Source organism: Pseudomonas alvandae (genome assembly GCF_019141525.1).
Taxonomy (GTDB): Bacteria; Pseudomonadota; Gammaproteobacteria; order Pseudomonadales; family Pseudomonadaceae; genus Aquipseudomonas; species Aquipseudomonas alvandae.
On the sequence record NZ_CP077080.1, the window covers coordinates 512088 to 530835 of the forward strand.

An 18748-nucleotide genomic window follows, 5' to 3' on the forward strand; every position below is an offset into this window, starting at 1 on the left:
GGCTCGGATAAGAACAGGTGGTTGGAAATACCACGACTGCCTGAACTGAAGCTTAATGGCTGTGTGCCACACCCTACAGCGAAGGACGATTTATCCTACAGAGTTCGCGCGATCAGCGTGTTTTTTCAAAACGATAGAACAGGTTGGGTTCGCTGACCAAGTAGATATTGCCTGCTTCATCGACAGTGACACCTTCGGCGCGCGGGATCGTGTCATTCAGGCCGTTGAAGCCGCCCAGCAGCGTCATGAAACTGACCTGATCACCTTTTTCGTCCAGTTCCAGCAGCAGATGGGAGTCGGCGGACAATACCAGCATATGGCCGGTGCGAGGATCGATCGCCAGGGCCGAGAGGTTGCGCAAATCCAGCTCGTTGCTCACATGGATCTGCTTGTCGCCCTTGAGCGATTGGCTGCCATCGCTTTTCCAGGTGAACAGGGCGGGTGGTCGCTCTTCACCCAGCACCAGTTGCTGGTTACGCGGATCCCAGACGACTGCCTCGAACCCTTTGTTCTGATTCTTGGACGGGCCAAGATCGTATTCAGGAAAGTCCTTGCGATTCAGCGCTTGCGTATGGGCATCGACCTGCACGATCGACAGGGTATGCTTTCGCTCATCCGTGATGGCCAGCAGGCCGTCTTCCATGTAGGCCACGCCTTCGGGATTACTCCAGCCCACCAAAGGCATTTTGCGCAGCACGTCGCCCTGCAGGCTCAGTTCCGCCAGGAACGGGTTCTTGCCCATGACCGCAAACAGCGTTTTGGTCTGCGGGTTGTAGGTCACGTCCGAGGCTTCGTCTTTTTCCATGCCAGGCAGGGGCTTGGCGTCGATCACGGCGCGGTAATCCGGTAGCCAGACACTTTCCTGGCGCTGGGCCGGGCTTTCGAAGCGTTCGGATACCCAAAGCAGGCCTCGGTCATCCCAGTGCATTGCGAATGCCAGCCCGTAGGCAGCGACGGCTCCCAGCAACAGCCAGGCATACCAAGGCAAGCCAAAGCGAGCGCGTCGGGCGGAAGTGGGCAGGGTTTGGGTCTTGGCCATCGGGGATGCGTTCCAGAAATTCGCACGAGGGATTGGCAGGCTCAGATGCCGCGATCCCCGGAATTATCCGGATGGCATGTGAAAAAAACGGTAAATGGTAGAGCAGGCCTTCACCTATCCCCATGTGGGAGCGAGCTTGCTCGCGATAGCGGTGTGTCAGCCAACATTAAAGTGTCGGATAGACCGCTATCGCGAGCAAGCTCGCTCCCACAGGAGTGATGGTACAGGTTGGCCGTTAGCGAACGCTGCTCTCGAAGCGGCTTGCCCCTGGCAATTCCAGGACCAGTTCGTCCCCTGCATTCAACGGCCCGACGCCCGCCGGGGTGCCGGTGAGAATCACATCGCCGGCCTGCAGCGAGAAGCAACCGGCCATGTATTGGATCATCGGCACGATGGGGTTGAGCATCAGGTTGCTGTTGCCGTCCTGGCGCACTTCACCATTGATGGTCAGGCGAACCGGGATGTCCGCCAGGTCGGCAAAGGTGTCCTTCGAAACAAACGGGGCGATCACCGCCGCACCGTCGAAAGACTTGGCGACTTCCCACGGCAAGCCCTTGGCCTTGAGCTCGGCCTGCTTATCCCGCAGGGTCAGGTCCAAGGCCGGGGCGAAGCCGGAGATGGCGTCCAGCACTTCTTCAGCGCTGGGCCGGGTGGACAACGGCTTGCCGATCAGCACTGCGATTTCCGCCTCGTAGTGCACCGCGCCGCGGTCGGCCGGGATGCTGAAGCCACCCTCCAGCGGCACCACGCAACTGCCTGGCTTGATGAACAGCAAGGGTTCGGTGGGCACCGGGTTATCCAGTTCCTTTGCATGTTCGGCGTAGTTACGCCCAATACAGACTACTTTTCCCACCGGGAAATGAATGCGCGTACCGTCGACATACTGGTGCTGATAGCTCATTTACCGACTCCTGCCTTTTCGATTTCAGGTGTTTATTGGTCAAACTGCGAAAATCTTGCCTGGGTTCATGATGCCGTTCGGGTCGAACACCGCCTTCACGGCTTTCATGTATTCAATCTCTACTGGCGAACGACTATAGGTCAGGTAGTCGCGCTTGGTCATGCCCACGCCATGCTCGGCGGAAATCGAACCGTTGTATTTCTCGACGGTTTCGAAGACCCATTTGTTCACGGTCGCGCACTTGGCGAAGAATTCATCCTTGCTCAGGTTTTCCGGCTTGAGGATGTTCAGGTGCAGGTTGCCGTCGCCGATATGGCCGAACCAGACAATTTCGAAATCTGGATAGTGTTCGCCGACGATCGCGTCGATTTCCCGCAGGAAGCCTGGGACTTTTGAAACGGTCACCGAAATGTCGTTCTTGTACGGCGTCCAGTGCGAGATGGTTTCGGAGATGTACTCGCGCAGCTTCCACAGGTTCTGCAGCTGGGTTTCGCTCTGGCTCATCACACCGTCCAGCACCCAGCCCTGCTCGACGCAGTGTTCGAAGGTTTCCAGGGCATGGTTGGCGACTTCTTCGGTGGTGGCTTCGAATTCCAGCAGAGCGTAGAACGGGCAGTCGGTTTCGAACGGCGCGGGAACATCGCCACGACCGAGGACCTTGGCCAGGGCCTTGTCGGAGAAAAATTCGAAGGCGGTCAAGTCGAGCTTGCCTTGGAAGGCATGCAATACCGGCATGATCGAATCGAAGTCCGGCGTGCCGAGCACCATGGCGGTGAGGTTCTTCGGGGCGCGGTCCAGGCGCATGGTGGCCTCGACCACGAAGCCGAGGGTCCCTTCGGCGCCGATGAACAATTGCCGCAGATCGTAGCCGGTGGCGTTCTTGATCAGGTCCTTGTTCAGTTCCAGCACGTCACCCTTGCCGGTGACGACCTTCATGCCCGCCACCCAGTTACGAGTCATGCCGTAGCGAATGACCTTGATTCCGCCGGCATTCGTGCCGATATTGCCGCCAATCTGGCTGGAACCGGCGGAAGCGAAGTCCACCGGGTAATACAAGCCGTGCTCTTCGGCCTTGTTCTGCAATTGCTCGGTGACCACGCCCGGCTGGCACACGGCGGTGCGGTCGGTCAGGTTGACGTCGAGAATCTGGTTCATGTAGTCGAATGACACCACGACTTCGCCATTTGCCGCCACGGCGGCGGCGGAAAGCCCGGTACGCCCGCCTGATGGCACCAGCGCGACCTTGTGCGCGTTGGCCCAGCGCACGATGGCCTGGACTTGCTCGGTGGTCTTGGGGAAAACGATGGCGGTCGGGGCGGGCGCGTAATGCTTGGTCCAATCCTTGCCGTAAGCATTCAGGGAGTCGGCATCGGTCAGGACCTTGCCAGGCTCAACCAGGGTCTTCAGCTCATCTATCACGGCAGGATTGGTCATCGACAGAACTCTCGAACAATTCATGGTCATCCTGAGAACGCTTCACGTCGCAGGAATGGGTGTTTGCGGGGGGCATATGCTAGCATACCGACCCCGCAGCGTAGTGCCCAACGGCTGTTCTGCGGCGACGGCTGTCACGCCGGTCGGGCCAGCCCACGCTGTCCGATTCCCTGCCATTTTTCTCCGGGACACAGGTTTACGCAGATGAGCAAGACTTCTCTCGATAAGAGCAAGATCAAGTTCCTTCTTCTCGAAGGCGTCCACCAATCGGCTGTCGACGTCCTCAAGTCGGCGGGCTACACCAGCATCGAGTACATCACCAGTTCTCTGCCGGAAGCCCAGCTCAAGGAAAAGATCGCCGATGCTCACTTCATCGGTATTCGCTCCCGTACTCAACTGACCGAAGAGATCTTCGACCACGCCAAGAAACTGGTCGCGGTCGGCTGCTTCTGCATCGGCACCAACCAGGTTGACCTCAACGCGGCGCGTGAGCGCGGCATCGCAGTGTTCAATGCGCCGTATTCCAACACCCGTTCCGTTGCCGAACTGGTGCTGGCTGAAGCGATCCTGCTGCTGCGCGGCATCCCTGAGAAAAACGCTTCCTGCCACCGTGGCGGCTGGATCAAGAGCGCGGCCAATTCCTTCGAAATCCGCGGCAAGAAGCTGGGTATCGTCGGTTACGGCTCGATCGGCACCCAATTGTCGGTACTGGCTGAAGGCCTTGGCATGCAGGTGTTCTTCTACGACACCGTGACCAAGCTGCCCCTGGGCAACGCCACCCAGGTCAACAATCTGCACGAGTTGCTGGGCATGTCCGACATCGTGACCCTGCACGTACCGGAAACCGCTGCCACCCAGTGGATGATCGGTGAGAAGGAAATCCGCGCCATCAAGAAGGGCGGGATCCTGATCAATGCCGCTCGCGGCACCGTGGTCAAGCTCGACGCCCTGGCCGAAGCGATCAAGGACAAGCACCTGATCGGCGCCGCCATCGACGTGTTCCCGGTGGAGCCACGCTCCAACGATGACATCTTCGAGAGCCCGCTGCGCGGCCTGGATAACGTGATCCTGACCCCGCACATCGGCGGCTCCACCGCTGAAGCCCAGGCCAACATCGGCCTGGAAGTGGCGGAAAAACTGGTCAAGTACAGCGACAACGGTACGTCCGTATCGTCGGTGAACTTCCCGGAAGTGGCCTTGCCTGCCCACCCTGGCAAGCACCGCCTGCTGCACATCCACGAGAACATCCCGGGTGTGATGAGCGAGATCAACAAGGTCTTCGCGGAAAACGGCATCAACATTTCCGGTCAGTTCCTGCAGACCAACGAGAAAGTCGGCTACGTCGTGATCGACGTCGATGCCGAGTACTCGGACCTGGCGCAAGAGAAGCTGCAGCACATCAACGGCACCATTCGTTGCCGCGTGTTGTTCTGATCAGACTGGCCTTGCGATAAAAAAAACGGGAGCCCCGAATGGGGCTCCCGTTTTTAATGCCTGGTACATAACCTGTGGGAGCGGGCTTGCTCGCGAATGCGGTGTGTCAGCGACAAATGTATCGACTGACACACCGCATTCGCGAGCAAGCCCGCTCCCACAATGGATACTGCATTTATCCTGTCAGTACAGTGTTACTCGACGTTCACCGTGATCTTCTCGGAAACAATCGATGGATCGAACGGCATATGGCCGCTGTCGCCCAGGATCAACTGCAAGGTGTGCTTGCCTGGCGCCAGTTTGATCGTGGCCTCGGTTTGCGCCTTGCCGAAGTGCATGTGGTTGGCGTCGGTCGGAATCGGCGCGCCTGCGGCCGGCAGTTTGTCCACATCAATGAGCAGGTGATGATGGCCGGTGTTCTTGGTCGTGTCGCCCGCCGGAGCCAGGGCGATATCCTTGACGCCGAATTTGACCTTGAACTCTTGGCTGACGGTGGCGCCGTCTTCAGGGGAAACGATGAACACTTCTGCGCCTTTGGGCGCCGGGGTTGCGGCTGTCGCCAGCATCGAGGCTCCGAGCAACAGACCGGTCAACGCGGCACGTGACATAAAGCTTTTCATTTTTTTCTCCAGTTTTTCCATGAAATCCGTCTGGTCATGACAACTTCATGACCAATCGTTGTCGAAGGCTGCAATAACCATAGCAAAGCGAGCCTGAAACGAGCCTCGCTTGTATAGAAACCTAGGAGTGACCATGCGTTTCCTGCCTGGCCTGATCTGCCTGCTACCCCTGTTGAGCCCTCTGGCCCATGCGGAACTGATCGACGACGTCAACGACCGAGGCGAGTTGCGAATCGCCCTCGAGGCCAACACCGCCCCGTTCAATTTCAAGGAGGACGGCAAGCTCACCGGTTTCGAAGTGGAGCTGGGCGAGATGCTCGCGGCGGAACTCGATGTCCGGCCTGATTTCGTCGTTACCGATGCTGCGGATCTGTTGTCCGGTGTGGAGAGCGGCAAGTACGACGTCGCCATCAACCACATAGCAATGACCCCGGAACTGGCGGAACGTTTCGACACCAGCGCGACTTATAGTCAGCCGGATGCGCAACTCTTGGCGAACAAGGAGGAGGCACAACGTCCGCTGGTCCTGGCGCAGTCTTTCCAGCCCGAGGAGAAGAAAGAGCCGGCGCCGAACCTGGTGATTCCCTTCCAGAAGGGCAACCCGGCGTTCAAGGCCAGCGTGGACAATGCCTTGGGGCGTATCAAGGACGATGGGCGCTTGGAGCAGCTGACGCAGAAGTGGTTGGTCAAGCAAGAGTGACAGGCGATAAAGAATCGGACTCAAGCGCTGTTCTTTGTGGCGAGGGGATAAATCCCCTCGCCACAGTGGAAATTCAAGGTCTACGCCAAACGCTCGCCAACCAAGGCTGTTGCTCCCGCGGCAGCCCCGCTGGCCGGTAGTAATGCTCCAACTCCACAAAACCCGCCGCCGTGAGCAGCGTGCGCCAGGCGTCGAGGTCGTGATACGCGCCGAAGCGCTGACCGTTCCAGCCTTCCTGGTTTTCGCCCCGGGGGTTTGAGCTGAACAGCACGCCGCCGGGCTTGAGCGTGGCGTGCAATTGCTTGAGGACGCGGGGCAGTTCCTGCACGGGAATGTGAAACAGCACGGCGTTGGCGAAGATCCCATCGAAACGCTCCTCCGGCAGGTCCAGTTGCAGGAAATCCTGTTGCCAGACCTCGCAGCCGCTGTCCTGGCGGGCCATGCGCGCGAACTCCTCGGACCCATCGAGGCCCACCGCGACATGACCCAGGCCGGTGAAAGTGCGTAAATCACGCCCGGGACCGCAGCCAAAATCCAGGATATGAAACGGTGCCTGTCCCTGGATGTGTCGCAGCAAGGCGTCGATGTTCTGGCTGACATCATGATCGCGGGTACCTTCGCGAAAGCTTTCCGCCACGGTGTTGTAATGCCCCAGTGTGGTGGCGGTGATGGTGTGCAGGTCGTCGGCGCTGTGTTTCATGGTCGCTGGCTTTGGATAGGAGTGTTCGACGACTATACCGCAAGCTCGCCCACACAAATGAAGCGCTCTTCAGCGCTTGTTCAAACCCCGCGCCAGCCGGTCCCCGCCCAATTGAATCACCGCCACCAACGCCACCAGCAATACGATCACCGTGAGCATGATCTGGCTGTCGAAACGCTGGTAACCATACCGGTAAGCGATATCGCCGAGGCCGCCGGCGCCGATCGCGCCAGCCATGGCGGAGGAGTTGATCATCGTCACCAGCGTGATGGTAAAGCCGCCGACGATGCCGGGCAGCGCTTCAGGCAGCAGCACATGCCAAACGATGTGCCAGCGCCGGCAACCCATCGCCTGGGCTGCTTCGATCAGGCCGTGGTCGACTTCCCGCAGGCTGACTTCGGCGATACGCGCAAAAAACGGCGTGGCGGCGATGGCCAGCGGCACCACGGCGGCCCACACGCCATAAGTTGTGCCGACGATCAGGCGGGTGAAGGGAATCAGTGCCACCATCAGGATCAGGAAGGGTATCGAGCGGAACAGGTTCACGAACGCGCCCAAAGCCCTGTTCAAGGCCGGCGCTTCATAAATCCCTCCCTTGCCGCTCGTGACGAGGATCACTGCCAACGGGATGCCCGCCAACAAAGCGATCAATGACGACACGCCGACCATCAGGAAGGTGTCGATGAAACCCTGCAATAACCGATCAAACCACATGACCCAGCACCTCCACCTGTTGTGCCCAATTGCCCGCGCGCTGACGCAACTCCTCGGCGCTCCAGGCCGAGCCGCTCACCGCGAGCAGCAATTGCCCCAATCCATGGCCCTGAATTCGTTCGATACCACCGTGGAGCAGTCGCACCCGTCCACCCAGGGCGCTGAACAAGGCAGCCAGGTCCGGCTCATCCTTATCAATGCCGGTGAAGCGCAGGCGCAGCACCGTGGCCGCGTCCGCCGACGCCGGATGAGGTTGCAAGCGGCTTTGCAGCTCTTCGGGCAGTGCGTGCTGCAACGGCGCCAAGAGCGTGCGACTGACGTCATGCTGCGGGTTGCCGAAGACTTCCCAGACCGGCCCTTGTTCGACGATTCGTCCTTGTTCGAGCACCACCACCCGGTCACAGACCTCGCGGATGACCGCCATCTCATGGGTGATCAGCACGATGGTCAGGCCCAGGCGCTGGTTGATCTCACGCAGCAAACCGAGTATCGACTGAGTCGTCTCCGGATCGAGCGCCGAGGTGGCCTCGTCGCATAACAGGATCTGCGGGTCATGAACCAGCGCCCGGGCAATCCCGACACGCTGCTTCTGACCACCCGAAAGCTGCGCCGGATAGGCGCCGTGCTTACCTTGCAGACCCACCAGCTCCAACAGTTCGCACACCTTGTGCTGGCGTTGTTCCTTGGGCACGCCGGCCACCTTGAGCGGCAGCTCGACGTTCTGCCACACCGTCTTGGCCGACATCAGGTTGAAGTGCTGGAAGATCATGCCGATGCGCCGGCGTAACTCCACCAGCCGATCTTCGTCGAATTCGCCAATGTCCACCTGATCGATCAGCACGCGCCCGCTGGTGGGCTGTTCGAGGCGGTTGATAGTGCGGATCAGCGACGATTTGCCCGCGCCGCTGCGGCCGATGATGCCGAACACCTCGCCGCGCTGGATCGCGAGGTCGATGCCTTGCAGGGCGGCCACCGGGCCCTGGGTGCCAGCGTAGGTCTTGCCCAGGCCGATGAAGCGCACGTGGGCACGGTTCAATTCTGGATGCAGCTCGGTCTGGTCGGCGATGTGGGGCGCTGGGGCGTCATGACGGAGTCGAGCGTTGACGGCACTCATGTTCAGCCTTCCCAACCGGCTTGGTAGAGCTTGCCGTGGGCCTTGTCCAAGGCTGCGCGCACTGCGGGCGAGTGCTGGTAGATATCGACGAACTTGATCAACCGTGGATCATCCTTGCTCTTGGGCTGGATCACGAACTGGATGACGTACTCCTTGTGATCCAGGCCGTCGAACAGCAACGCGGAAGTCGCATCGAATGTGTTCGCCAGGCGAATGTAGGCCGGATAGCCCTGCACCAGATCAGCGTCTTCGTAGGCGCGCACCAGTTGTACCGCTTCGACTTGCAGAATCTTGAGCTTTTTCGGGTTGGCCACGATGTCATCTTCGGTGGCCTTGTAGCCGACCCCTGGCTTGAGCGTGATCAGCCCGGCCTTGGCCAGCAACTGCAAGCCGCGTCCGCTGTTGATCGGGTCGTTGGCAATGGCGACGCTGGCGCCCTCGGGTAATTCGGCGAAGCTTTTGTATTGCTTCGAGTAGAGGCCGACGTTGTTGATGATGCCCGGGGCGAACGGCACCAGGTCGAAACCGGCGGCGGCCTTGGCGTTTTCCAGGAAGGGGATGTGCTGGAAGTAATTCACGTCGATGTCGCCCGAAGCGAGGCTGACGTTGGGCGCGATCCAGTCGCTGAATTCCACCAGTTCGACTTTCAGGCCTTGTTTGTCGGCCTCTTGAACGGCCGCCTCCAAGGGAATGGCGAAGGCGGCGGTGGTGCCGATTTTCAGCGGGGCGTCGGCGGCGAACAGCGCCGAGCTGAACAGGCCGAGAGCCAGGGCCAGGGTTTTGACTGGCAGGGTAAGGAAGTGCTTGGTCATGTCGGATATTCCAGTCATTGATTGAGTCATGTGCTTTCGTGGCGAGGGGATTCATCCCCGCTGGGCTGCTTGGCAGCCCCAAATACAGTCAATGCGATCAACCTGATACACGGCAGTATCAGATCTTGGGGCCGCTTCGCGGCCCAACGGGGATGAATCCCCTCGCCACGGGTTCATCAGGCCTAGTCCACAGGGTCAGTGTCTGTAGGTTGAGCCGGTGTGTTGTCCAGGCAAATGAGCCCCCGCGTGAAACAACTTTTCCCGCAGGGTGCCGCTGTCGTATTCGGTCTTGTATGACCCACGTCGCTGCAGCTCGGGAATCACCAGGTCGATGAAGTCCACGTAGCTTTGCGGCGTGACGATGCGGGTCAGGTTGAAGCCATCGAGGCCGGTTTCGGCGATCCAGGACTCCAGCTCATCGGCGACCTGTTCGGGCGAGCCGACCACGGTGATATAGCGACCGCCCAAGGCGTGTTGCTCCAGCAGCTTGCGGCGGGTCCAGTCGTTGTTTTGCAGGGTCTTGGTGGCGGATTGGATCGCGTTGCTCTTCACGTACTGGATCGGTTCGTCCAATTCGTACTCGGAAAAATCGATCCCCGTCGACGCGGAGAAATGCGCCACCCCGGCCTCGGCGCTGGCGTAGCCCAGGTATTCGGCATGCTTGGCCCAGGCTGCCGCTTCGGTCTCGCCGACGATCACGTTCAGGCCCATGAACACCTTGATGTCCTCGGGGTTGCGCCCGGCCTCGATGGCACTGGCCCGGACCTTGTCCACCTGGACCTTGGTCGCCGGTTTGTTCTGGCCGCTGATGAACACGCATTCGGCGTGGCGCCCGGCAAACAGCAGGCCCCGCTCCGAGCTGCCGGCCTGGAACAACACCGGTGTGCGCTGCGGCGAGGGTTCGCAGAGGTGATAGCCCTCGACCTGATAGAACTCGCCCTGATGCCGGACCTTGTGGACCTTTTCTGGCTGGGCATAAATCCGCTGCTCGCGATCGTTGATGACCGCGTCGTCTTCCCAACTGCCTTCCCACAGCTTGTAGAGCACTTGCAAATACTCATCGGCCTGGTCGTAGCGGCGGTCGTGCTCGACTTGCGCAGTGAGGCCCATGGCCTTGGCGGCGCTGTCCAGATAACCCGTGACGATATTCCAGCCAACCCGGCCGCGGCTCAGGTGATCCAGCGTGCTCATGCGCCGGGCGAACAGGTACGGCGGCTCGTAGGTCAAGTTGGCGGTAAGGCCGAAGCCGAGGTGTTTCGTCACGGCGGCCATCGCCGAGACCAGCAGCAGTGGGTCATTGACCGGCAGTTGGATCGACTCTTTCAGCGTGACGTCCACCGATTGCTGGTAAACGTCATAGACCCCGACGATATCGGCAATGAACAAGCCATCGAACAACCCGCGTTCCAATAACTGGGCCAGCCCGGTCCAGTATTCAAGGGTGTTGTATTGGGTCGACGTGTCCTGTGGATGGGTCCACAGGCCGTGATTGATATGCCCGATGCAGTTCATGTTGAACGCGTTGAGGAGGATTTTTTTCTTGCCGGCCGCCATCAGATCGTCCCCCGCAGCGGCGGTTTTTCATCGTTGAGGTAGAAATTGCCGACCGCGTGGTACTTCCAGCGCACCGGGTCGTGCAAGGTGTGCACCCGGGCGTTGCGCCAGTGGCGGTCGAGGCCATGCTCAGCCACGGTCGCCTGGCTGCCGGCCAGTTCGAACAGTGTGCTGCCAGCCGCCAGGGAGATTTCCGTGCTGATCGCCCGGGCTTCCGCCACCGCAATCGAGGCCGCTGCTACCGTTTCTGCGTTCGTGTCAGCCTGGGCGCGATCGAGGAATTCTCCGGCGCGTTCCAGCAAGGCTTCGGCGGCGTGCAGGCGGATGCTCAGGTGGCCGAAGCTCTTGAGGGTATGTGGGTCCTGGGTCGCGACGTCACTGGTGGCGTCGATCCATGGCCGGGTTTTGTGGCGGACAAAATGCAAGGCGTCTTCATAGGCGGCGCGGGCGATGCCGGTATCGATCGCGGCGTGAAGGATCTGTGCCAGCGGGCCGACCGGGGTGGGGCGTTCGAAGGCGCTCTGGAAGGGCACGATGTCTTCGGCACAAACATGGACATCCTCGAAGACCACCGAGCCGCTGCCCGTGGTGCGCTGGCCGAAACCGCTCCAGTCGTCGATCACCGTCAGGCCTTGGCTGTTGCGTGGGACGAACGCCAACTGCTGCACGCCGTTCTCATCCACCACCGAGGTGGGGATGCGCTGGGCATAGATCGCCCCGGTGGCGTAGAACTTGCGGCCATTGATGCGATGGCCGTCGCCGTCACGGCGCAGCTGGGTGATGCGGTCATGGGCCGTCTTGGTCCCGAGCTCCGCCAGGGCATTGCCGAACCGCTGGCCGGCCAGCACCTCGGCGTAAAGCCGCTGCTTCTGGGCTTCGCTGCCGTTGACCCGCAGCACTTCCAATGCGTAGAAATGATTTTGCGGAATCTGGCCGAGCGAGCCGTCGGCTTGGGAGATCAGCGCAACGACCTTGGCCAGCGTGACGTTGGATACACCCGCGCCGCCATAGGCCTTGGGCACGCTGATGCCCCATAGGCCGGAGCGCGAGAACGCCTCGAGTTCCGGGTGCGGCAGGCGCCGTTCGCGGTCGCGCAGGGCACTGTCGCGCTTGAAGTCTTCGGCCAGGTCGCTGGCGACAATCAGGGCTTGTTCATCGCTGGCAATCACCGCGACGTGTTGGGAAAGCGTCATGTGCTGCTCCAGAGGTCGGGTCGTCAGATCCAGGAATGTCGGGCCGGCAAGGTGCCGTTCAGGCGGTAGTCGCCGACCGCGTGGTATTTCCAGCGCACCGGGTCGTGCAGGGTGTGGACCCGCGCGTTGCGCCAGTGGCGATCAAGGTTGAATTCGGCGAGGGTGGCGCGGCTGCCGGCCAGTTCGAAGAGTTTTTCGCTGGCGTTCAGGGCGATTTCGGTGGTCAGCACCTTGGCTTCGGCGACGGCTATCGAGGCGCGGGCGGCGGACTGTTCGGTGATTGGCGCGGCGTTGACCTGATCGAGGATTTGCCCGGCCTTGCGCAGCAACGCCTCGGCGGCGTGAAGTTCGATCTTCAGCCTGCCGACGTCGGCAATGACGTACAAGTCATCGCTGGCACGCTCGACCTTGGCCTCGATCCAGGGCCGTGCGCGTTCACGAACGAAGGCGATCGCGTCATCGATGGCGCCCCGGGCGATGCCCAGGTCGATCGCGGCCTGGATCAGTTGCGAAAACGCCCCCTGCACGTTTGGCACTTCATTGATGCGCCAGTTGTCCAGCACCAACTCTGCGTCGACCCGCACATTGTTCAGCAGGACCGTGCCGCTGGCCGTGGTGCGTTGGCCAAAGCCCGACCAGTCATCGACGATGCGCAGGCCGGGAGTGCCGCGTCGAACGAACGCCAACACCTGGCGACCCTCGTCATCCAAAGCCTTGACGGCGACCCAATGGGCGAACAGCGCACCGGTGGAATAAAACTTCTGCCCGTTGATGACAAAGCCGTCGCCGTCGGCCGTGATCCGCGCCTTGAGTTCCAAGGTATTGCGGGTGCCGCGTTCCGGTCCGGCGTTACCGATGCGCCAGCCTTCGAGCAGGCTCTGCAGGAGAATCTTCTTTTGTCGCTCGGTGCCCGTCGCGAGAATCAACTGGAGCACGCCGAACTGGTTCTGTGGAATCTGGCCGAGGGCCGGGTCTGCTGCGGAGATGATTGCGAACACTTCGGCAACGGTGACCGAGGAGACTTGCGGTCCGCCATATTCGCGGGGAACGGCAATGCTGCCGAGGCCGCTACGGGTGAATTGCTCGATTTCCGACCAAGGCAACTTGCGTTGCTGGTCGCGACGCGCGGCTTGCTGGCGCGCGACCTGTGCCAATTGATGAGCGGCCTCGATCGCCTCCGCATCGTTGCGCAATACCTGTGCCGGCAATAACAGCGGCGCGATGTCCTGGTCGCTCTGGACCTTTGCCTGGGCCAAATCGGACATCACCGCCGCTCCGTGGCTGTGTGCAGGGCCTTGGCGCTCTGCACTGGGGTGATTGTGTTCCGTACCATACCCACCTCACATCTCAAGAAAACACCGCGATGAATGCGGCGAGCGAAAATCAAGAATGTCCGGTGGTCCGGTTTATATACCCTAAACGCGCATAAACCGTTTTTGAACTAACTTTTAGGAATAATCATAGGTTGGATTTGATTCCCTGTGCGGGCTGCACTTCTTTCGGCGGGTTTTTCAGGTAGGGATGGGTGCCTCCGATCTTCAATGTTCGCGGCGGCGCCCAACGGGAATTGTTGCCCACCCGGTCGATGATGCAATAGGTCACTTCCAGGCGAAGGTCCTCGCCTGCTTCCATGATGATTTCCGGCGGCACCCAGACGTGGATCGGCTGGCCCACCTCGCCAGGCGTTATTCTCGGCAGGTCCATGCGCACATCGCCCCAACGCACGGTAATCGCGTCGTCGGCGGCCATGTTCAGGTAGGGCTCGATGGTCAGCGGCACGCCACGTTTGACCTGGTTCGGGTTCACGCCCTGGCGGCGGATGGTCTGAGGAATCCGCACCGGCGCCAGGCTCTGGTTCTCATCACCGGTCAGGGTCGAGGGTCGGCCACCGGGGCAATCGAGCTTGACCTGGACCTGTTGCGTGGCCGACAGCGCTGGCCCTCGGCCAATTTGCATGACGCGATAGTGTATGCGTGAGGTCCCATTGACGATAAAGCTCTCCGGTACCCGCAACGTGATGCTGCCCTGCGTATCCTCATGTGACAGCAGGCGAGAGCCGGCATAGCAGTTGTCCCAATACAGCTCGACCACATCGCCGACGTCCATGCCCGGGTAGGCGGCAATGATGATCTCCAGATGGGTGGCGCTGGTAATGTTGATTCCGGCGCGCTGTGCGTTCGCCAAGGTGGGCGCGGCCAGTCCAGGAATAGTTGACGTACATGTCATGTTGTTACTCCTTTGATTTTATTAAACGAACCCTTTCTCGTGGAAACAGGGTGCCTGCTTATTCAGCGTGATCAATCGCTCGGCAAATAAGTCGTTAACTTGTATGGGTACTTCGGAACGATAAGCTTGGTCTGTCCGCCCCTAGATAAAGGGTCAGTAGTTTTAATGTCAATAGAGCAGCGAGCTTAATAGCAAGTTGTGCAAGTCTTCAGAAATATCCTACGCGCCGAAGATACTAATGCGCGGCCTTTGATGCCCTTTTCCTAGGCTTGTGAGGTGTCCGGGTGGTTGGGTCGGGAGCAGGTCAGGTCAAGGCGGTAACTTATTTTTGCGATAATCGTGTTGGTTTTGGCGACTCATTCGAGCATGAGTGATTACCCAGTTTGCTTGGGCTGGAAGTTGGCAGAGATATTTATAGGATTTGTCGAAGCTTTCATTCCATGAAAGTTTCGACAGGGGTAAGTTATTGCGCGCCGTGTCCGGCAGAGAGGAACTTGCTGAGGAACTGTCGAGTGCGCTCTTCCTTAGGGTTTGCGAACAAAGCCTTGGCTTCGCCTTGTTCGACGATTACGCCTTTGTCGAAAAACACCACGCGATTGGCCACATCCCGGGCGAAGCTCATCTCATGGGTCACGATGACCATGGTGCGCTTTTCTTCGGCCAGGCCGCGAATCGTCGCCAGTACTTCGCCCACCAGTTCTGGGTCCAGGGCTGAGGTCGGCTCGTCGAAGAGGATCACCGCCGGTTCCATTGCCAGTGCGCGAGCAATCGCCACGCGCTGTTGCTGACCGCCCGACAGGCGCCTCGGATAGGCGTTTTCCTTACCGGCCAATCCGACCTTGGCCAATAACTTGCGACCCAACGTCTCGGCCTCCGCGCGCGGCGTCTTTTTCACCACGATCGGGCCTTCGGTGACGTTTTCCAATGCCGTGCGATGGGGGAACAGGTTGAAGTTCTGGAACACGAAGCCCACCTGCTGGCGCAAGCGACGCACCAGGCCCTGCTGCTGGTTCAACGGGCGACTGCCATCGATCTCGATGTCGCCGACCTTGATCCGGCCGCTGCTGGGTTCTTCCAGGAAGTTCAGGCAACGCAGGAAGGTGGTCTTGCCCGAGCCGCTGGGGCCGATGATTGCAACCACTTCGCCTTCTTCGATCTTCAAGTCGATGCCGTTGAGCACCACCTGACCCTTGAACTGCTTTGTCAGTTTTTCCACGACAATCATGGGTCAGGACTCCTGGTCGTGCCGATTGACCCGGGCTTCCAGTACGTTCTGCAGGTGCGAAAGCACGGTGGCAAGAACCCAATAGATCAGCGCGGCGGCAAGATACATGGTGAAGATTTCGAAGGTGCGGGCGGTGATCAACTGCGCCTGGCGGAACAGCTCCGGTACCTGGATGGTCGCCGCCAGCGCGGTGTCCTTCACCAGGGAAATGAAACTGTTGCCCAACGGTGGCAGGGCGGTGCGCGCGGCTTGTGGCAGGATGGCCCGGCGCAGCGTCTGCGCACGGGTCATGCCGATACTCGCCGCCGCTTCCCACTGGCCGCGCTCGATGGAACTGATGGCGGCCCGCAGGATTTCACACGCATAGGCGGCCATGTTCAGCGAGAAACCGATCAGCGCCGCTGGCAGCGGGTCCAGCTCGATGCCCAATTGCGGCAACCCGTAATAGATCACGAACAATTGCACCAGCAACGGCGTGCCGCGAAAGAACGACACGTAGATGCGGGCGATCCAGTTCACCAGCGCGAAACGCGACAGGCGCATCAGCGCCAGGCCGAACCCCAGCAACAAGCCGAAGAACATGCCGCCCAGGCTGAGGATGACCGTGTAATACGCGCCCTTGAGCAGGAAGGGCGCGGAGTCCAGCGCGAGTTGAAGAGCTGCTTCCATTATTGGGTGACGTCAGCGCTGAAATATTTTTCCGAGAGTTTTTTCAACGTGCCGTCGGCGCGCAGTTTTTCGATGGCCTTGTTCACGGCGGCCAGCAGCTCAGGCTCGCCTTTACGCAGGGCGATACCGGACTCCTGGCGAGAGAAGGCTTCGCTGGTAACGGTGGTGTCCTTGGCTTTCTTGGCGTATTCCAGCGCGGCCAGGCGGTCGATCAGGATGGTGTCGATACGGCCGACGCGCAGATCCTGGAACTTGGTCGGATCGTCGTCATAGGTCTTGACTTGGGCGCCCGGCACTTCGGCCTTGACCCATTGTTCGTAGTTCGTGCCCAGGCCCACACCAACTTTCTTGCCGTCCAGGTCAGTGGCTTTCTTGATGTTCAGCTCGTCGGCCTTCTTGGTCAGGACCAGCGCTTGAATCCCGGAAATGGTGTACGGCTCGGAGAAGTCGTACTTCTTCTTACGTTCCTCGGAGATAGTCACTTGGTTGACTACAGCGTCCAGACGCTTGGATTCCAGCGCCGCGAGAATGCCCGCCCATGGAGTGGTCTGCAGCTTGACCTTCACACCCAGCTCCTTGGCCAGGGCTTCGGAGAACTCCACTTCGAAGCCGGTCAGTTTTCCGCTGTCATCAACGAAACTGAACGGTGGATAAGTGCCTTCCAGGCCGATCTTGATTTCACCAGCGTCCTTGATTTTTTGCAGTTGCTCACCGGCAACCGCTTGCCCCAGCAGGCCAGCGCTCAATGCCAGGCCCAGCGAACCCACCAGCAGGTTGCGACGTAATGCGGAAAAATTCATGACAAGCCCCTGTGTTTTCTTATGACGACGTTATTTGGCTGAGATAAGGCGTAGCCGCGATCCGAAAAGATTGCCACATCCTGCCTTAAAGCAGCCTGGACGTCTCGCGGCAAATGCGCTTGCGGCGAGACTATAGGGTGGGTTTTATAGATTGGAAAATAATATTAAATCAAGCATCTATGCTAATTTGGAATGAAGACCTGTGGGAGCGAGCTTGCTCGCGATAGCGGTGTGTCAGTTAAACAATTGTCGGCTGATTTATCGCTATCGCGAGCAAGCTCGCTCCCACAAAAGCCCTCCATTGAGTCTTCTAAGCCGAGAACGCCGCGTTATAGGCGAACAACGCCGGCGCGCCGCCGGTGTGCAGGAAAATGATCGGACCGTCATCGAAACGGTCGCGGCCGATGCCATCGAGCAAGCCGGCCATGGCCTTGCCGGTATAGACGGGATCGAGCAGCAGACCTTCCTGGCTCGCCAGCAGCTTGACCGCTGCCAGTGTCCCGGCATTCGGTTCGCCATAGCGAGGGGCGAAATATTCGTCCCACAGGTTCACCTTGAATGCCTCTGGGAGGGCCACTTCAAGCAGCTCGGCGGTGCGCTCGGCCAGGCCTTGTACCTTTGGAAACTGGTCCTCTTCGCTGCGCGAAACCGTTACGCCAATGACCGGAAGCGCAGGCAGGCTTTCGCTCAAGGCCAGCGCCAGGCCGCTGTGCGTGCCGGCACTGCCCGAGGCCAGTACCACCGCGGCGAAATCGACGCCGGTGTCCTTGATCTGTTCGGCCAGCTCCAGGCCGGCGCGTACATAACCCAGCGCGCCCAAGGCATTGGAACCACCAATCGGCACCAGGTACGGTTTTTTGCCGTTGCTGCGCAGACGGCCAGCGAGGGCCTGCAATTGGTCATCGGCGTTGTCCAGGTTGTCTACCAGCTCGACCTTGGCGTCGAAAAGCTCCAGCAACAGACGATTGCCGTTACCCAGGTAATTGCTGTCCTCGGTACCAATCGGGTTTTCCAGCAGCGCCACGCAGCCCAGGCCCAGCTTCGCGGCCAGGGCTGCGGTCTGGCGTACATGATTGGACTGGATCGCCCCAGCGGTGATGAGGGTATCGGCGCCTTGGGCGATGGCGTCGGCGGCCAGGTATTCGAGCTTGCGCAGCTTGTTGCCGCCCAGGGCCAGTGGCGTCAGGTCGTCGCGCTTGATGTAAATGTCCCGGCCTAGCCAGGCGGAGAGGCGGTCGAGTTTTTCCAGGGGTGTCGGGTGGCCGAGCAGGTCAAGACGATGAAAGCGAGACAGCTGTTCTTTGATCATGGGTCCGTACTGGTTGTAGGCGATGCCTGGACTATAGGCACGTGGATATTCAGGGGCAACCGGCATGTTTCTGTCCGAGTGCGGATCTGGCGACGCCATTGTCGGATTGCCCTGCACTTCACCTGTGGGAGCGGGCTTGCTCGCGAAAGCGATCTGTCTGTACCGATGATGTCGGATAGGCCGACGCCTTCGCGAGCAAGCCCGCTCCCACAATCTGGGCCTGCGTTAATGAACGAATGCCCGCCAGGCACCGTCATACCCAGCCATGGGCTAGTGTAGGAAACGTGCCGTTGAGCCCTGTGAT

Annotated in this window: 18 protein-coding genes; 2 read left to right on the forward strand and 16 right to left on the reverse strand. The window is 60.1% G+C overall.

Features of this window, described 5'->3' with window-relative positions; genetic code table 11:
* Positions 1–112 precede the first annotated feature (112 nt).
* From KSS97_RS02215 to KSS97_RS02225, 3 genes are all read right to left on the reverse strand, one after another.
* Positions 113–1039, reverse strand: coding sequence for an SdiA-regulated domain-containing protein (locus tag KSS97_RS02215; protein ID WP_030140523.1), 927 nt, complete (start codon positions 1037–1039; stop codon positions 113–115).
* Between the two features lie 235 nt (positions 1040–1274).
* Complete coding sequence (locus KSS97_RS02220; protein WP_217860963.1) at positions 1275–1940, reverse strand: fumarylacetoacetate hydrolase family protein; 666 nt, start codon at positions 1938–1940, stop codon at positions 1275–1277.
* A 39-nt stretch (positions 1941–1979) separates the two neighbouring features.
* Positions 1980–3374, reverse strand: a complete 1395-nt coding sequence (locus KSS97_RS02225) for a D-2-hydroxyglutarate dehydrogenase (RefSeq protein WP_030140521.1) — start codon at positions 3372–3374, stop codon at positions 1980–1982.
* Positions 3375–3578: 204 nt separating this feature from the next.
* On the opposite strand from KSS97_RS02225, the gene serA reads away from it, so the two are divergent.
* Positions 3579–4808 (forward strand): phosphoglycerate dehydrogenase, encoded by a 1230-nt coding sequence (serA, locus tag KSS97_RS02230; RefSeq protein ID WP_030140520.1) that lies wholly within the window; start codon positions 3579–3581, stop codon positions 4806–4808.
* Positions 4809–5002: 194 nt separating this feature from the next.
* On the opposite strand, the gene KSS97_RS02235 is transcribed toward serA, so the two are convergent.
* The gene (locus KSS97_RS02235) at positions 5003–5428 is read right to left on the reverse strand and encodes a DUF4399 domain-containing protein (RefSeq protein WP_217860965.1); all 426 of its coding nucleotides are present in this window, start codon (positions 5426–5428) and stop codon (positions 5003–5005) included.
* A 133-nt stretch (positions 5429–5561) separates the two neighbouring features.
* Between KSS97_RS02235 and KSS97_RS02240 the strand changes: the two genes are divergently transcribed.
* Positions 5562–6128, forward strand: coding sequence for a transporter substrate-binding domain-containing protein (locus tag KSS97_RS02240; protein WP_217860967.1), 567 nt, complete (start codon positions 5562–5564; stop codon positions 6126–6128).
* A 73-nt stretch (positions 6129–6201) separates the two neighbouring features.
* On the opposite strand, the gene KSS97_RS02245 is transcribed toward KSS97_RS02240, so the two are convergent.
* The 12 genes from KSS97_RS02245 to KSS97_RS02300 all read right to left on the reverse strand — a co-directional run bounded on the left by KSS97_RS02245 (position 6202) and on the right by KSS97_RS02300 (position 18444).
* Entirely contained in the window at positions 6202–6828 is a 627-nt protein-coding gene (locus KSS97_RS02245) for a class I SAM-dependent methyltransferase (protein WP_217860969.1), read from the reverse strand.
* A gap of 69 nt (positions 6829–6897) precedes the next feature.
* The gene (locus KSS97_RS02250) at positions 6898–7542 is read right to left on the reverse strand and encodes a methionine ABC transporter permease (protein WP_030140516.1); all 645 of its coding nucleotides are present in this window, start codon (positions 7540–7542) and stop codon (positions 6898–6900) included.
* Positions 7532–8656, reverse strand: coding sequence for a methionine ABC transporter ATP-binding protein (locus KSS97_RS02255; RefSeq protein WP_198797032.1), 1125 nt, complete (start codon positions 8654–8656; stop codon positions 7532–7534). Before KSS97_RS02255 ends, KSS97_RS02250 begins: the two co-directional genes overlap by 11 nt.
* A 2-nt stretch (positions 8657–8658) precedes the next feature.
* A complete protein-coding gene (locus KSS97_RS02260; protein WP_217861954.1) occupies positions 8659–9468 on the reverse strand; it encodes a MetQ/NlpA family ABC transporter substrate-binding protein in 810 nt (269 codons plus the stop codon).
* Between the two features lie 195 nt (positions 9469–9663).
* Positions 9664–11022, reverse strand: coding sequence for an LLM class flavin-dependent oxidoreductase (locus KSS97_RS02265; RefSeq protein ID WP_217860970.1), 1359 nt, complete (start codon positions 11020–11022; stop codon positions 9664–9666).
* On the reverse strand, positions 11022–12215 hold the full coding sequence (locus KSS97_RS02270; RefSeq protein ID WP_030140512.1) for an SfnB family sulfur acquisition oxidoreductase: 1194 nt from the start codon (positions 12213–12215) through the stop codon (positions 11022–11024). Before KSS97_RS02270 ends, KSS97_RS02265 begins: the two co-directional genes overlap by 1 nt.
* Before the next feature lie 23 nt (positions 12216–12238).
* Positions 12239–13480 carry an SfnB family sulfur acquisition oxidoreductase gene (locus tag KSS97_RS02275; protein WP_030140511.1) on the reverse strand — a complete coding sequence of 414 codons (1242 nt, stop codon included), beginning with the start codon at positions 13478–13480 and terminating at the stop codon, positions 12239–12241.
* A gap of 193 nt (positions 13481–13673) precedes the next feature.
* A complete protein-coding gene (locus tag KSS97_RS02280; protein WP_217860972.1) occupies positions 13674–14441 on the reverse strand; it encodes a hypothetical protein in 768 nt (255 codons plus the stop codon).
* 463 nt (positions 14442–14904) lie between these two features.
* A complete protein-coding gene (gene tcyN, locus KSS97_RS02285; protein ID WP_198797036.1) occupies positions 14905–15666 on the reverse strand; it encodes an L-cystine ABC transporter ATP-binding protein TcyN in 762 nt (253 codons plus the stop codon).
* 3 nt (positions 15667–15669) lie between these two features.
* Entirely contained in the window at positions 15670–16335 is a 666-nt protein-coding gene (tcyL, locus tag KSS97_RS02290) for a cystine ABC transporter permease (RefSeq protein ID WP_030140508.1), read from the reverse strand.
* Positions 16335–17135: a cystine ABC transporter substrate-binding protein gene (gene tcyJ, locus KSS97_RS02295; protein WP_217860974.1), complete on the reverse strand. Its 801-nt coding sequence runs from the start codon at positions 17133–17135 to the stop codon at positions 16335–16337. Before tcyJ ends, tcyL begins: the two co-directional genes overlap by 1 nt.
* Before the next feature lie 310 nt (positions 17136–17445).
* Positions 17446–18444 (reverse strand): D-cysteine desulfhydrase, encoded by a 999-nt coding sequence (locus KSS97_RS02300; protein WP_030140506.1) that lies wholly within the window; start codon positions 18442–18444, stop codon positions 17446–17448.
* Between the last annotated feature and the right edge of the window lie 304 nt (positions 18445–18748).